General features: G+C 38.3%; 9 protein-coding genes and 1 tRNA gene. 2 read left to right on the top strand and 8 right to left on the bottom strand.

What is annotated here, in order from left to right:
• From JW794_00985 to JW794_00950, 8 genes are all read right to left on the bottom strand, one after another.
• The coding region (locus JW794_00985) for a hypothetical protein (protein MBN2016701.1) at positions 1-2319 on the bottom strand (2319 nt) is incomplete at its 3' end.
• A gap of 419 nt (positions 2320-2738) precedes the next feature.
• Positions 2739-3371, bottom strand: a complete 633-nt coding sequence (locus JW794_00980; GenBank protein ID MBN2016700.1) for a methyltransferase domain-containing protein — start codon at positions 3369-3371, stop codon at positions 2739-2741.
• The gene (locus JW794_00975; GenBank protein ID MBN2016699.1) at positions 3361-4287 is read right to left on the bottom strand and encodes a TraB/GumN family protein; all 927 of its coding nucleotides are present in this window, start codon (positions 4285-4287) and stop codon (positions 3361-3363) included. Before JW794_00975 ends, JW794_00980 begins: the two co-directional genes overlap by 11 nt.
• 103 nt (positions 4288-4390) lie before the next feature.
• Entirely contained in the window at positions 4391-5137 is a 747-nt protein-coding gene (locus tag JW794_00970; protein ID MBN2016698.1) for a GNAT family N-acetyltransferase, read from the bottom strand.
• A gap of 24 nt (positions 5138-5161) precedes the next feature.
• Positions 5162-5237, bottom strand: a tRNA-Lys gene (locus JW794_00965).
• A gap of 9 nt (positions 5238-5246) precedes the next feature.
• Entirely contained in the window at positions 5247-8867 is a 3621-nt protein-coding gene (locus tag JW794_00960; GenBank protein ID MBN2016697.1) for a VCBS repeat-containing protein, read from the bottom strand.
• Positions 8868-9013: 146 nt separating this feature from the next.
• Entirely contained in the window at positions 9014-10336 is a 1323-nt protein-coding gene (locus tag JW794_00955) for an amidohydrolase (GenBank protein MBN2016696.1), read from the bottom strand.
• 21 nt (positions 10337-10357) lie between these two features.
• A complete protein-coding gene (locus JW794_00950; GenBank protein MBN2016695.1) occupies positions 10358-11179 on the bottom strand; it encodes a DNA alkylation repair protein in 822 nt (273 codons plus the stop codon).
• 336 nt (positions 11180-11515) lie between these two features.
• Between JW794_00950 and JW794_00945 the strand changes: the two genes are divergently transcribed.
• Positions 11516-14650 (top strand): T9SS type A sorting domain-containing protein, encoded by a 3135-nt coding sequence (locus tag JW794_00945; GenBank protein MBN2016694.1) that lies wholly within the window; start codon positions 11516-11518, stop codon positions 14648-14650.
• Positions 14651-14784: 134 nt separating this feature from the next.
• Positions 14785-16632 (top strand): T9SS type A sorting domain-containing protein, encoded by a 1848-nt coding sequence (locus tag JW794_00940; GenBank protein MBN2016693.1) that lies wholly within the window; start codon positions 14785-14787, stop codon positions 16630-16632.
• The last annotated feature ends 1 nt before the right edge of the window (position 16633 follow it).

The raw sequence follows: 16633 nt of genomic DNA, 5'->3' as shown, positions 1-16633 counted from the left end.
AGTCAAACTATAGGAGATTGTGTTTTTAGCAAAGTCCTTATCTTTTATTTTAGAATACTGCTCTTTAGAAATTTTTCCTCTTGTTTCTGCAACTGTGTATCCATTCGGAGTAGTAATATCACCTGTCAAAGTTCCAGCACCGTTATTTTTTATTGTGAATTGATCTGTAGAATTTTCTCCTACAACGACAATTCCATAATCAATGGAAACTGGATTCAAGTAAAATATTGGATCAGTAGATTCAACATCTATTGAACCTATGTATAAATTATAATTGTGAGTAGTAATATAAATATCCATTGTACCCACTGAAAGAGGATTTTCAAATGTAATAGTTATATTTCCAGTTCCGTCAGTTATTCCTCTTCCAATATGATCTCCGTTTTGTGACAAACCAACAAGTGCTCCGCTAACACCAGCAGAAACATACAGCTGGGTTTCAGTTGCATCTATAGAACTGGCATAACTCGGTGTAAGGGTTGAAGGACTATCAGTCCAGACGTCAAGTGATGGATCGCCGAGTAAATTAACACAATAATATGACCAGCGGAACCAGGGATCGCTATTACATTGCGATGCCCCATCCTCCTTTGAATCTTCATTCAGCGCACCAAGCATGTAAATGTTCTCACCAAATAATGCATCAAAGAATTGCCTGTCCATATACTGAGAGCCAGAATCGGTTCCCCCCGGATGGTACCAACCATAACGAGAGTTACCAATGAAAGCAACACAGCCATTACTAATAGTCGTGAAATATTCTGCAATACAATCTTGTGAATCATAACTGCCATTAGACCATCTATTATCAAATGCTGCTGGATAACACCCTTGTGTATAGATTATATAAAAGTTATGATTTATGCCATTAGAGGTTAGATTACTATTTGTAACATCAATGCGAGAAAATTTCATATTATAGTTTGGGTTTGAATGTCCGAGATGATTTATAATATTAGTTCCTGCGTTCATTTTACCTTGTAAATCATCCCACTCCCAAGATCCATCTCGCTGATATTGGGTTTGAATTGTGAAATTACCAGAGAATCCAGTTGTAGTATAACCGTTATTTGAACTTCCATTTAGTATTTCATCTTTATAAGTTCCTCCATAGGTAAGAGGATCATCATTCAACTCTTCACCAACCATAATTGCTTTCTCTAAATCCGTTTCTACCGGATCTTGCTGGTACATCATCTGTTTATTTAAAGCAGCACTAAATTCAGTTCCACTATCAGCTGAGATTCTACCAATATATATTTCGGCATAGTAATCAGCCTCGGAAGTCTCACCCCATTTACTATCGCTATCTACATTCCAGTCAGGTCCAGCACCGGATCCAACCCTATCAAGGGCTGCGTAGTAAAGGTCTGCTGGAATGTCATAATCCTCTGTACCGTAACCAGTGTTTATCCAGAATCCACGGTGAGGAACAATCTCAACATCACCACCAAGAAGAACATAATCAGTTCCAAGATTTTGATAAGCATATATAATAAAATTCCTGATTTCATCTTGATTATCCACTCCATTATAATCAGGGTCAGAATATATGTCCTCAACCGTTTTTATTAAAACATTATACCCTTGTTTGGTTTTGAACTCAGCAAAAGAAGAGAAACTTGATGAATATGTGCTACTCGTAATAATAACATATTTGTTATCACCATCTCGAGTGTTTGAATGTGCAGCATATAAATCAATTTGTTCTGGATTATCAACAATATTTCTTACTCTTGTCATTCCATCAGAACGATAGAAATTATTATATGATTTTTCTGCTTCGGTAGTTGTTTCAGTTTCAATTATAACTTTCATTTCTGAGAAGTAAGAAACCTGTCCGGACGAAGGTATATATTGGACAGGAAAAATATTACAAATCGCTATCGAATGACCCCTGAAGTATTGAGTTTGAAATTGTGTATGTAATTTTTCAGGAAAGAGCATATCAGAGTTATAAATTACCGAATATGGTTCTGTAAATTCAACCTCTCCTTGATAACTAGTAGGATATGGTTTTTGTTTGGGATAAATCTTATATTCTCCGGGCAGATCATTTTTCATTTTAGAGATTACTGAGATGCTGATAGCTTGTTCTCCTGGGGGTAGAAGCAACGTAACGGACTTACACGGTAATTCGGGTTCACCAGGTTTTGATAAGGATATAAGTTCACCCATCTTTAATTTGTGGTATTCATTACTTTGAAATATTTCTGGTGTGTCAAAATGATACACGTGTTCAACAGTTCCTGCAAACAGAGCAGTACCGAGAAATATTAGCACTGCTAACAAAATGGTCTTTTTCATAATCTTGTTCATATTATAATCCTGAACTTTCTGAATTTTATTTTCATAATCGAGAAAGACATATTGATGTTTACATCATGTTTATACATCTTTTCACACTTTATATTATACATATTCTATGCAATTTAACAAAAATTTTCTATTTTTGTAACGATTGGGATTCGGATTTTTTTGTCAAATGTTATTATTTCTAATTTACAAACATATTTCGTTTATTCCTCGTTTAAATTAATAGATCATTAGAATTTGAATAAGTTTTTATCTAATTGAGAATGAATAATAATATGATGTATGATAATTTTTTCTGATAATCATCTTTTTGTAAAACTGCTCTCACAAACTGAGAGTTAAGGGTGAAAATTATGACTTGGAAGGGTTCACAACGAAGCGTGAACCGCTGATGTAAAGATAATCAGTTCGGGGAATTGACCCTACATTTTTTGTACAATATATGCCTTTGCAGGAATTCGACGCGTTCTCTCTTTATCCATGAATACGGTAAATTCCACACTGCGTATTTCCTTCAGAGACGCTTCAGTAAGCCAGTTTTGTATCTGTTCACTCGAGTGACGATACATCGTCACCGTTCTATCCGAACCTGTATGTTCCGAGCCGATTAGTACTGCGGAATCCTCGTCTGATCGTCGATGTCCCACGACAAAAGAAAAATACCCATTATTCTTTAAAATACGTGATACTTCTGTAAATACTTCACCCAGATTTTTAAAGAAATTAAATACACCTGCACATACCGCTATATCAAAAAAGTCTTCTGAATACGGATAAGGCAACTCGGTAAGATCGTGCAGTGCCAGATCTTCAGTAATACCTTTCTGTTTGACTGCATCCAGCATCTTATCAGAAAAATCCATACCATATATCTTTAATCCTGCTTTATAAAAAAGCTCTGAACTCAAACCGGTTCCGATCCCGATATCCAGAACTTTTTGTCCGGGTTTTAAGAACTTGTATAAAAGCCCAAAAGATACTTCCGGTCCAAGCCAGCCCGTTGCTTCGGCTTCGTGGTCATATTCTTCATCATAGTGTTCGATCTTATCTTTCATTATTTTCCTCATGCATTGCTTGAATCTGTTCGACACAATATCCTTTTTCGGTTAGAAGATTTACCAGTCCCTCATCACCAGCAAGATGACCTGCACCGACAATAATAAGATAATTTTCATTATCCTTAGTAAATTCCTCGATCTCATCAATCCAGTTAAGGTTTCTTTGTATCAATAATGACTGCTTAAGAGCCGGATAATCCTCAAATCCTTTATTAAGAAGTTCATTCAATTCCTCTAGATCACCTGCTTTCCATGCATCCACAAGGTCACTGAAGCCGGCTTCCATCTCATCAAGTTCATCGATCGTTTTGAGTAGAAAACTTTCCTGATCATCTCCACCAAGTGATTCAAGCAGGTCCATCTGTTGTTCCGGTGTTTCAAATGCAAGAATGGTTTTTTCCTCTTCTTTTGATCTATTGAAAAAATGCTGATCGACACCTAACTCCGGGTTAAATCCCAAAGACTGAAGTTTAAGACTGAGCATCGTTATAGCAAGGAACCATGGCTCAAATTGCTGTAACTGTGCAAGAGGTGTTCCGAAATCGAGTAATGCTTTTCTTGTAATGTCATACGTGGAATCACTCACCATACTCTGGAAGGTTTCTCCTTCAGGACAGAATGCTTTAAGAACCGTATATTGTTGAAATGCAGGAGATTGTGTGCTGTCATAGTGCAACTCAAAGACCACGTTTTCAGCATCCTCAAAGCAGCGGAAATATTTCTCATCAAGAGGGTAATCTGATTGTTGTAGGAAGTGGATCGAACCCATCAGATATACGGTATTGTTGTCGGATTCAATTTTCCAGATGCAGGCATCGTTATTTTGAATATTTTCTTCGGCAAGAAGATTTGCGTTTATAGCAATTGCTAATATGATGATAATGAAAGTTGATAGAAGAGTTCTCTTTTTCATGATACTCCTGTTGTTTTGTTTGATGAAACCTAAAATGGATGATTCACATGAGCGTCAATTTTTTCTACAACATGTGATTTTTGAACACAAATAATACGGACGATTAGGATTGTATCCTATACCAATACTGATATTGTTCCTTAAAACCGAGTTTCTCATACAAATGAAGTGCAACCGCATTATTGAGCATGACCTGCAAATATGATGTTGAAGCTCCCTTTAACTTTCCCCATTGCATAAGTGCAGTCACAATATAGTATCCCAATCCCACACCCCGATGCTCTTTGTCGACAATAATATCATAAAGCCCGATATGATCTCCCTGTTTCACAGCGAGTCCACATCCCACGATCTGGTTGCTGATCCTGTAGCTTGCGTACACGGTTTGCGGAATGATATTCTCTAATATTCTCATATAGATCTCTGATTTTTCTGTATTGAATTCATTCAGTTCAACAAAGGATTGTACCCAATCCTCTTTCAGTTCATTGCTCAGAATGATTTCAGGTTTTGTTTCAAACTGAGCATGAGTGAGATCGCAGGTCTGTACAGAGGTTTCCGCTTCTTTTTGATATCCACTCTTCGTGAGTATATCATCGAGATCTTTTGGGAAAACACGAGATGTAAGCTTAAAGATTGTTGGAAGATTGTGCTGCTTATACAGGTTTTCACAGAAGGAGATTTTTTTCTCAACATCGATACTTGATCCAAAGATGGGACTAACTGAATTTGATCGACGCGCGACACCTTCTGCAAATCGAAGTACCCAGCCATCGTACAGCATGGTTTGAAGTGACGGCCATGCATTCATGGAAAGTTGTTCTAAATCTTGTATCAAATCATTTTCCATTATTCGCTCCAAGAATTAAAAAAATGGTACACCCACAAGGACTCGAACCTTGGACCCGCTGATTAAGAGTCAGCTGCTCTACCAACTGAGCTATGGGTGCACCTGAAATTTATTTGATCAAAAGGAGTCTTTTTACATCGGACTCGTAATTCTCTGTCAATAATTTGTAGAGATAAACGCCATTTGCACGGGTTTTGCCGCTGCTATCAGTTCCATCCCAATGCACGGAATATGAACCAGTATCAAAAGGAAGCTGACGGATCATCTGTCCTTTGATGTTGAAAATGGCTACTTGTGCTTGTTCAAAATGATAGGTTCCGGGACTGTATGAAATTGTTGTCGAATTATTGAAAGGATTCGGGAAGTTCTGTTTCAATGAGAAATTATTTGCAGGAATCTCTGGCTCAACTGCATATGTTTGATTGTGCGCATAATTTCCTGTTCGTTGGATGTTACCACGATACATCATCCATGGGTGGAATGGACCGTATTCACCTTTATAATCCCAGACGGAAATTCCGGAAGTTGTGCCAGCAAGGATTTCATAATCGCCATCCCCGTCAAGATCGTGCAGGGAGATTGGAGAAGTAACCGAGGTTGGATTGAAAATCGGGAATTCGGGCAGCATTGTACCATCATATGAGTAACAGAAGATTTGTCCGTCTTGAGTGGAAGCCAATAATTCGACATTACCATCACCATTGATATCAGAAGCAACAGGGCTAGTTTTTGAATTTGAATTCATGCTCAGAGGCCATCCATCGATCATCGTTCCACTAGCATCAAGAATACCGATTCCTCCGTCCATTGATGAGTATCCAAGATTAAATGCACCGCCGGGATACTTTGAAAAAGCGATTGGTGATGAGAATAAACTGGCAGGAAGGTCTTCTGAATGAACTACTGAACCTGTGCCATCAATGATATAAAGTTTATTGCTACTATTACCAAATGCGATCAAGTCGTTATCAAATATAATTGGCGAAGCCCAGATGTGTGACTCGGTCTGAACCGGGAATCCTGCAAGAATATTCATATTATTATCGATGGCATGTACTTTTCCATCGACTCCTCCAACCAGCATATCGATAACACCATCATTATTAATATCACCAACTGCAACATCAGAACAGAGTGCTGCTGAAAACTCATAGGGGAATGAACCATAATCATTACCTTCATGATCGATCACATACAATTTACTGTCGATACATGGTATGATCGTTTCAAGGTAATCGTCGCCATTTAGGTCTGCAAGTGTCGGTGTGGTTATGATCTGTCCGTCTATTTCATAAGAAAATGCCTGTGTTCCATCATGATGATAGGCATAGACCATGCCGTTTCTTCCAGCTACAACCATTTCGAGGTCGCCATCATTATCCAGATCACCGGCTGCAAGAGATGCCCAGATCTCTTCATCAAGCTCAATTGGGAAACCGGGTTTTGTTTGCGCATCTGTGGTTATTGCAAAGATATTTCCCAATCTGTCCACAGCAACGATCTCATCTACTTCGTCATTGTCCAGGTCTATCACTATAGGAGAGGATTTTACTTCTGCACCGAGATAGGTTGGCCAGTTGTTCTGAAGAAGAGAAACGCTGAATGTGCTATGATATGTCTTATCAAATGAGTACGTTGCAGATTGGTTGGCAGTCACATGAAGCTGATATTCGATATGTTCGTATCCGCAGCTTGGACTAACAGAGAAAATAAATGGATTCGCGCTATTATTAATAGTATTTCCTGGAGATAGATTTCCAAAATTATATGTATTATTCTGAATAGAAATAAAGCTACTGTCGCAGATAAATTCAACGATGATATTCTCAGCAAGCTGCCAGTCCGGTAAATTTTGGATTTCGACTACCATTTCGATCTGCTCGCCGGGATTGATAATACCGTCATTATCGCCAGAGGTATCATTGAAATCAACGTTAGTCACCTCAACGTTTGGATATTCGCCATCTGTCATGATGACTTCCGTTCCGGGATCTCCAAAAAGGATGAGTTCATAATAACACCATCGCATCCAGGGATTATCTACTGTAGAGACAAGCGCTACTTTTGAATAATCGTTAGCTTTACCGAGTTCTCTAATATCTTCAATAAAGAGTGCATCAAAAAAAGTACGGTCGAATTGTTGAGAAGTTCCCTCAATTGAACCGGGAGAATACCAGCCGTAACGGGTATTTCCCACAAATGCCATTGGCCCGTGTTCGGCTATAACAAGGCGTTCGCCCACACATTCACTGCTACTGCTTGTTCCATCGTCAAATGCAGCCGGATAGCAGCCTTGTGTATAGATGAATCCATATTCATCATTTGTAAAAGTATCCGGGGTATTAGGGCTCATACCCATGAGAATACTGTAGTTGGCATGCCCCATGTGATTTATGATACCCATTCCTGAATTAATTGCATTTTTTACAGCAGTTCCAGAATAGGTTTCTTCGCGCTGATAGAGTGTATAGAAATGATAATTATCTGTTGGGATTCGAGTTGCAACATCATCTTTGTAGTCACCGCCCCAGGTTACGGGATTCCAGTTAAGATTTTCACCGACCATACAGGCTTTTTCAAGCGCAGGTTTTGGAACATCGGTATAGCTCTGAATCTTATATATGGCATTTACAAAATCTTGCTGTGTGTCACCGGGAATTCTACCAACTGCAAGCTCAGGATAAAAATCAGGATTGTCATTCATCTCTCCATACCTGTTATCCCCGTCAGCGTTCCAGCTGCCGTCCAACCCACCATAGTAAAGGTCTGACGGGATATATCCGATCGTGCTTCCTGCTGCAACATAGAACTGTACGTCAGGTACGATCTCGTCATCGCCACCGAGGAGAACATATTCAAGAGGATTGCTCGTACTAAGCCATGATGCATATGCAAGGATGAGGAAATTTCTGATCTTCTCAGCATTGGTTGAACCGGCATAATTATCAAAAATATCTTCCACCGTGTATATCTCTGCGAGCATACCTCGGTTGATCTTCCAGTTCTTAAAAGACGTAAATGTCGGAAGGAAGTTTTCTGATGTTATGATGATATAGTCATGTGGCTCTGATGGGTCTATCAAGTCATCACGATAATATGATGGAGTTTCCTTGCCAAGATAGGATTGAGTTTCGTATGGATTATCAACCATCATATCGAGCTCGGAAAGTGTTTTGTCGGAATTTTTCAGCATCTTTGATTGGTACACCGCATGATCTGGGTGGTATGTTGTTTCAATCTCAAGTGACCAGTCAGAAGCATATTCGACTATTCCTGAACTGGGGATGTATCGAATCGGATAGATATTTATCAATGCGATTGAATGCCCGGTGTACATTTCTGTGCTGACATGTTTATATTCCATTGCAGGATAAGGTGAATCTGATGAATATACTTTTTCATTTCTTTGAGTAGGAATGATCTCCTTCACGCTTGTTGGCTGCGGAGTTCTGGCAAAGTCGATGTAAGTATCATTTGCTACGAGCTCCCAATCAGAATGAGTTGTTTTAATTGAAATGATTTTTTCTCCGTAAGGGAGAAGTATCTTAGCTCCATAAAAAGGCATGAGCGGCTCCCCTGGGATCTGCTCAGCTGTCGTAAAATCTGTTATGATGTGATTATCTACAAGAGCAGGTCTATCGAAAGTGAAATCTAGATTTACATTTGCTGCATGTGCAAAGCTGAAAGCTACAAGCAATACACCAAGAAATGCTGTAAAATATTTATACATGAATACTCCTAAATAATAATTTTCAGTTTTATTAAAATGTAATTGGAGAGGTTTCTTTGTCAAAATTAACGGAAATTTAACGTATTGATTATTTATTACGTTATTATTCTAATCAGAATGAATTGTATAAGGTTAGAAGAAATAATTCACTTGAGTGATTCCTGAAGTTTTGCTTGATACGATCGAGCTTTCTGGAATATTTCGTCTTCGTCGATGTGGAGCAACTGTCTGTCTTTCATGAGGATTTTACCATTAATAATAACATCTTGAACGGATTCGCTGTGCATTGCATAAACTAGATGTGAATACACATTATACATTGGCAGGTTTTCAAGCTTGTTTCTTTCAAGAAGAATTATGTCGGCTTTTTTCCCAATCTCCAGCGATCCCACTTCCTTATCCTTATTGAATATTTTTGCAGGTTCGATTGTAACCATTCGAACCACTTCTTCGGCATTAAGAAATGTCGGATCGTTATTGATGGCTTTGTGAACTTTAGCGGTCATATCCATCTCATCAAGTAGACTGAGGTTATTATTACTCGCTACTCCGTCCGTTGCCAGCGAGATCGTTACGCCATTTTCCTTATATCCTTTGATGGGTGCAAAACCTGAAGAGAGTTTAAGGTTACATTCAGTGCAGATATTAACGCCGACGTCTTTATCTGCGAGTATCTTCTGTTCTTCATCATCGATCCAGACACCGTGTGCAATCGAGACATTATTTCCTAAGAAACCGATCGAGTCAAGATAGTTTACAGGACGAATATTGTGTTCTTTCAAACAGTCATCGACCTCTTTCTTGGTTTCAGAAACATGTGTATGAATAAGCATTCCCTGTGAGCGTGCTTTTTCAGCTGCAGTAATCAGATTTTTTTTCGAACAGGTGTAAATTGAATGAGGCATCATGGCAAAATCGATACGTTCATTCCCTTTAAATTCTTCATAAGCTTCAACAGAATAATTGATCATGCTCTCGGGAGTTTTGTGAAATGCCATAGGGAAGTCGAGAATCGCTTCTCCGAAAATTGCTCTCATGCCAGCTTTTGTGGCAGCTCGAGCAGCTTCCTTCTCATAAAAATACATGTCGTTGATCATCGTGATTCCGTTCTTGATAAGTTCTGCACAAGCATGATATGAGGAATCATACACAAACTGTGCTCTCACAAATTTCTCTTCTGCAGGCCAGATGTGATTCTCAAGCCATGATTGCAGTAAAAGATCATCTGCAAATCCACGCAGATAGGTCATTGCAATATGTGTATGCCCGTTGATCAAACCGGGCATGACGATCTTTGTCGATGCATCTATGATGTTTGAACTGGTATATTCTTTGAGGATTTCTTTAGTTTTCCCGATTGCAACGATCGTGTCTTTTTCTATTGCAATTGCACCATTTTCAATAATATCCATACCTGTATTAATCGTTACAATATAACCATTTTTGATAATAATATCAACGTGTTGCATATTCACTCCGGATGCTTTTTGTTATATGTTTTTGATAATGTGATAGAGTTTATCACCCATTGTGTGGACTTTTTTATTTTTATCGGAACGCCAGTCTTTGATTGTGTTTTTTGTGAGGAGTGCGAAATCGTTGTTCTTCTCTTTTGAATTTGAGCTCTTCAGACTATTCGCCAGCTTCTTCATTGATACCCAGATCGTTTTTACACGCCTGTCATCTGCATCCTTAAGGAGTTCCTGCACGTATGGATAAACCTCAGCAGGTCGCGATCGTGCTATTTGTATGAGGGTGTGGGTAATCTTCTTTTGAACCTCAAGGCTTTCATCATCGATGATCTTAGTTATGAATTCCATAACAAAATGCGGATCTTTTGTAGAAAAGTTTTCCAATCCATGGAAAGATAGGGATCGCTTGCGTTCGTCTTTGCTTTCAATCCATTTCAGCATGTTTTTTTTCATGAGCTGCGGGTAATCTTTCCAGAATTGATCCATGATATTTTCAGCTTCCCATTTGATGGAGTCATAATAATCGCTGACGATCTCGATCATCTCTTCGGGTTGTTTTTTATAGTAGTATAGAAAAAAGAACAATGCTGTTGCCCGTTTGGCATAATTCTTAGAATCAAGGAGACCTTTCATCAGTTTGTTGAGCTTATCTTTTTGCTCTGATTCTGCGAGGGTTTTTCCTACGATCTCTCTACCGAAATAATTTTTGCATGCAGCAAGATCGTCTAATTTCTTTGTACCCTTTTTTTCATTTTCAATAAAAATTTCAAGAGCTTTTTCAGTTTCCAGCTTGAGTTCTTTCTCATCTCTATCTGTTAAGCGACCAATTTTGTTAACCATGATGTTCCTTTCGTGGAATAACGATGTTTTGTCTAACTAAAATTTATTATAGTATAGAAGTTTTCCAGATAATAACAAATTACTTATCCAATCTCCTTACGGGTTATGCGTGAATGCAATTTGTTGGTTACCAAATTTTGCAGCATTGATTTTGTGTCAAGAATTAAAATTTATTGGTAATTTTGGAATTTGCTAATACATGTTACAGATTAATACTTCTTCAACCTGTTTTTCTTGACATGCAAGGCGAAAAATTATTGGATCTTTATACGTTCAAAAGGAAGATAAAAAAATATAATGTATTATGCAATCAGAATGCAAAAAACTGGAGTGATCATGAAAAGATTAATTTCTTTTGTTTTGTTTTTGTTTTTAACATCTCTTATTTTCGCACAAAATAATTGCCTTACCTTCGATGGAGAGGATGATTATATTTCAATCAGTAATGAATCAAATTTTGATTTTTCTTCAACCTTGACTATAGAAGCTTGGATATATGCAGAAAGTGTTCAATCTCAATGGACTGGAGTTGTTACAAAAGGAGATAATGCTTGGAGGATCCAATTTACTTCTGGGGGGCTTCTTAATTTTAGTACTGGGGGTGGTTCAATACAATTAAGTGAGAGTATTTTAAATGGATGGTATCATATTGCATGTGTTGCAGACGGTAGCAATTTATATATTTATTTGAATGGTAGACTTGAGGTGTCAGGTAATCAAGGTGGAAATATTCATACAAGCAACGAAGTGGTTAACATTGGAAATACTACTAACATGACTGGCAGATATTTTGATGGTTTGATCGATGAAGTGCGTATCTGGAGTGATGTAAGAGATATTTCTGAAATTCGTCAAAATATGTATAGGGAATTGAATGGAGACGAGCAAGGTCTCACGGGTTATTATAAATTCAGTGAAAGTAGTGGAACATCTCTGAATGATGCAACATCTGGGAACAATGATGGTACACTTACAAATATGTCCGGAGATGAGTGGGTAAATTCTGGAGCGTTTGCCGGTCCGAGAAGGTGCCTTGATTTTGATGGGAGTGATAATTATGTTGAGATACCTAATCTGGCAGAATCATCTTCAGGTACAATTGAAATGTGGATTCTTCCCGATGCTACTGATGCTGAAAATCCAATTTTAGGTAATGGAGCTGTAGGAAATTTATCATTAGCGCTAAGGGTAACCAGTGATTATAAATTACGGTTTTCTGCTCATGACGGGAGTTGGCATGAAGTATACAGTGATGCAGGAACGGTCTCAACAACTGAGTGGATACACATTGCAGCTGCTTGGAATGGGAGCACAGCAAGTATTTATATTAACGGTATATATCAAAATAATGTAGGGTGTAGTTCACCCACATCTTTTGGCGGTAATTGGCATATCGGCGGTTCTACAATTTCTGGAACAATGGATTATTTTGCAGGAACTTTAGACGAAGTACGCATCTGGAATGACGCCCGGTCGGATGAAGAAATACAGAATAATATGTGCCGTACTCTTGATGGAGATGAAGATAATCTTGTTGCATACTATCGGTTTGATCAACTCAACACCGATGGACAAACCACCTTGTATGATATTACTACAAATAGAAACAACGGAACACTTTACAATATGGACCCAACAGCAGACTGGGTAGAGTGTACCGCATTCGATACTTGGATCGGATGGTTCGACACTTCATGGGGTGACTCAAAGAATTGGAGCAGAGGGGTGCCGGATAATTCAGAAAATGTCGGTATCTTTAAATGGACTCTTGGACATACTCCAACAATAGGAAGCAGTTCTTCAGCAAAATCTCTTGTAATAGGATTGCTCGAAACACTTATCCTGAATTCTAGTCTTTCCATCTATGGGAATTTATATGAGCTTGGAGAACTAACCCATAACAGTCAAACAGTCACCTGTGCAGGTTCAGGCGCACAGTTTCTTGTAGGGAGTTTAGATTTTTATGATCTTGTGATTAATAATTCTTCTTCGGATAAAAAAGTGAGTGCTTGGTGGACCACATCGCTGCAAGTCGACAATAATCTTACTGTAACTGATGGAATATTCTATAGTAAATCGTATTATAAGAATGTAAATATAGCTGCTGATGGAACCCTCGAACTAAGCGGAAATATTACCGTGAGTGGTAACTGGGATAATGACGGAACCTTCACTCACAATGATCATAAAGTGACGTTTGACGGATCTGCAAGCCAGACGATTGATGGTAATAATTCTACAACCTTTTATGATATGACTGTTACCAATACGAGCGGAGTCGTTCTCGGAAATTCTAATACTGTAAATCACACCCTAGATTTAAATAATGATTCAAAGGTCACTCTTGGCAGCAATACACTCACCATTGGATCATCGGGTTCTATTACTAATTATGATGCGGATAGTTATATTGTTACAAATAGTACAGGAGTGCTGAAAAGAAAGAGCGTTGGAGGAAGCAATGTGACCTTCCCGATTGGAAATGCTGCCTACAATCCAGTTATTATCAATAACGGTGGAATTCCAGACAATTTCTCGGTAAAAGTTACAGATGGAACGCCAAGTAGTATCGTAGATGCAACGCGAGTGGTCAATCGAACATGGACGATCACCGAAGATGTTGCAGGCTGGTCGGATGCATTACTTATGCTTCAGTGGAATGGTGGAGAAACAGGTGGTAACTTTGACATAGAAAATCAACTTGTAATGGGGCGCTATCTTGGTTCTGGAACGAATTGGGAAACGAAATCAGCATCCTGGGGTGGCACAGGACCATATGCTGCTGCAGCAAGTGGATTTACTTCATTCTCTGACTTTGTGGTTGCAAGTGGGGGCTCTGGAACACTTCCTGTTATTCTCTCTACTTTCACCGCACAATTCATAGAAAACATTCCAACGATCCATTGGTCAACCCAGTCCGAATTAGATAATATGGGATGGTTCATATATAGAAATGAAGAGAACAATTTCTCATCCTCAGAAGTGATATCTGATATGATCGAAGGACAGGGAACGACCACGCAACAGCAGTTCTATACCTATGAAGATGATATTGAGAATCCTGAAGTGGGAGATACCTATTACTACTGGTTGGAATCTGTAGATTACAGCGGAATAATACAACATTATGACAGAGTTGCGATACTGACGATTCCAGATACACATGGTTCGAATAATAATCTTGTTCCGGTTCCAGAACGTTTTGGACTCTTTCAAAATGAACCGAATCCGGTTGTTTCATCAACTCGAATAGCATTTAACTTACCAGAAACTGCCAAGGTTGATCTTGCGATATATAATCTCAAAGGGCAGCTTGTAAAAAAGCTCTATTCTGGTAAGACATCCAAACATACCGTGATGTGGGATGGTAAGGATGAAGATGAGAAAAAGCTCGAGAACGGAGTGTATTTCTATAGATTGATAGTAAATGGAAAAATTGAAGGTATTAGGAAGTTAATACTGATGAAATAACATATCGTTTTTGGGAATTTTTCTTGACAGTTTTTAAGTAATAAAATATTAATTTTTCGAGTATTTGATACTCCTGTATATCCTCTACTGGATAGTAATGAAGAAAATTGCTTATGAGGTTCAAAGGAGTATAAATGAAAAAAATCTATCTTTTTTTTCTGTTGATATTTTGGTCGCTCACTCTTTATGCCAATTCGTCTTTTCTAAAAGATCACTTTTCCTCAGAACAAAATTCGTCATTTACTGCAGAAGATGTTGTGGATTACTTAAATGATAGCAAAGCAGAGGGTGACTTAACATTTGGTAGTGAATATGTATTTCATAGTGATGCCACTATGTTTATATGTGCAGCATTACTCGATGATAATCATTTTGTTGTTGTTTATAATAATGGCAATGATTATGGGGGAGAAGCTGTAATAGGAACAGTTTCAGGTAATGTAATTTCATTTGGTTCAAATTATGTTTTTGATGAAGATTATATTTATTTTCCGAGTGTAGCTGCTTTAGATGCAACTCATTTCGTTGTTGCTTATAGACAAAGGGGTGGAGTGTATCCGGGAGTTTCAGTATTAGGTACAGTTTCTGGTTCTACAATTTCATTTAGTTCATCTTACACATTTAATTCAAGCAGTACAACTCATACAAGTACTGCAAAATTAGATGCCACCCACTTTGTTATCGTTTATAGAGATGATGGTGATAATAGTAATGGTAGGGCTATAATTGGCACTGTATCTGGAACCACTATCTCATATGGTTCACCATCCACATTTAACTCAGGAAGAACGGATGATAAATCAGTTGCTAAGCTGGATGACACACACATTGTTGTTACCTATAAGGATCATGGAAATTATGAACGCGGAACCGCAACAATAGGAACAATATCTGGAAATTCGATAACTTTTGGAAGCGAATATGTTTTTAATATTGGCTCCACTTCAAAACCTAGTGTAGCGGCCTTAACCTCAACTTCCTTCGTTGTAGCATATTATGATGGTTCTGGAAACTCAATAGTTGGCACCGTTTCTGGAAGTACAATATCTTACGGTTCAGAGTATACTTTTCATTCAGAACCTTCAGGAGGAACTGATTATCCTACAACAGCTCGTCTTGGACCAACTCATTTCATTGTTGCTTGTAAGGGACTCCCTGGATACACAACCGGATATGCAAGAGTCGGTTTTGTTGATGGAACTACCATCAGTTATGGAGAACAAGGTGACTTTAATAGTGGACAAACAGAAGATCTATATGTAATTGCTCAGGATGCAAAACATGCGATATTTACCTATACTGACGTGGGAAATTCAAGTTATGGTACAGCTCGTGTAGGAACAATTGAAACAACACTGCCAATCGTTCTCTCCACGTTCACAGCTCAATTCATCAATAACACTCCAACCATTCACTGGTCAACCCAGACCGAAACTGATAATATGGGTTGGTTTATTTACAGAAGTGAAGAAAATAATTTTTCATCAGCAGAGGTTATTTCAGAAATGATAGAGGGGCAGGGTACGACAACCTTACAGAGTAATTATGTATTTGAAGACAGTATGCTGGATCCTGAAATTGGTGATACTTATTATTATTGGTTAGAATCTATAGATTATAGTGGAATGGTTCACCATTACAATAATGTAGCAGTTCTCACTATTCCAGATGAAGGAAATTCTGGACATAGTGGCATAGCTGAGCCAGAATATTTTGGATTGCTGCAAAATGAGCCGAATCCTGTTATCTCATCAACTCGAATTTCATTTAATCTCCCAGAAACAGGACTGATTGATCTTGCGATCTATAATCTCAAAGGACAACTCGTAAAGACACTCTATTCAGGAAATACATCCAAACATACGGTTATGTGGGATGGCAAGGATGAGCAAGGAAAAGAAATTGAGAGTGGAGTGTATTTCTACAAGATGGTTATGAATGGAAAAACAGTTGACACAAAGAAGTTGATCCTATTGAGATAGA

Source organism: Candidatus Cloacimonadota bacterium, assembly GCA_016932035.1.
Taxonomy (GTDB): Bacteria; Cloacimonadota; Cloacimonadia; order JGIOTU-2; family JGIOTU-2; genus Celaenobacter.
The sequence above is the reverse complement of the archived record's forward strand: the minus strand, read 5'-3'. Positions and strand labels throughout refer to the sequence as shown.

Coding starts and splice junctions, on each gene's coding strand:
- JW794_00980 (MBN2016700.1), bottom strand. CDS start 3,371: ATGAAAGATAAGATCGAACACTATGATGAAGAATATGACCACGAAGCC.
- JW794_00975 (MBN2016699.1), bottom strand. CDS start 4,287: ATGAAAAAGAGAACTCTTCTATCAACTTTCATTATCATCATATTAGCA.
- JW794_00970 (MBN2016698.1), bottom strand. CDS start 5,137: ATGGAAAATGATTTGATACAAGATTTAGAACAACTTTCCATGAATGCA.
- JW794_00960 (MBN2016697.1), bottom strand. CDS start 8,867: ATGTATAAATATTTTACAGCATTTCTTGGTGTATTGCTTGTAGCTTTC.
- JW794_00955 (MBN2016696.1), bottom strand. CDS start 10,336: ATGCAACACGTTGATATTATTATCAAAAATGGTTATATTGTAACGATT.
- JW794_00950 (MBN2016695.1), bottom strand. CDS start 11,179: ATGGTTAACAAAATTGGTCGCTTAACAGATAGAGATGAGAAAGAACTC.
- JW794_00945 (MBN2016694.1), top strand. CDS start 11,516: ATGAAAAGATTAATTTCTTTTGTTTTGTTTTTGTTTTTAACATCTCTT.
- JW794_00940 (MBN2016693.1), top strand. CDS start 14,785: ATGAAAAAAATCTATCTTTTTTTTCTGTTGATATTTTGGTCGCTCACT.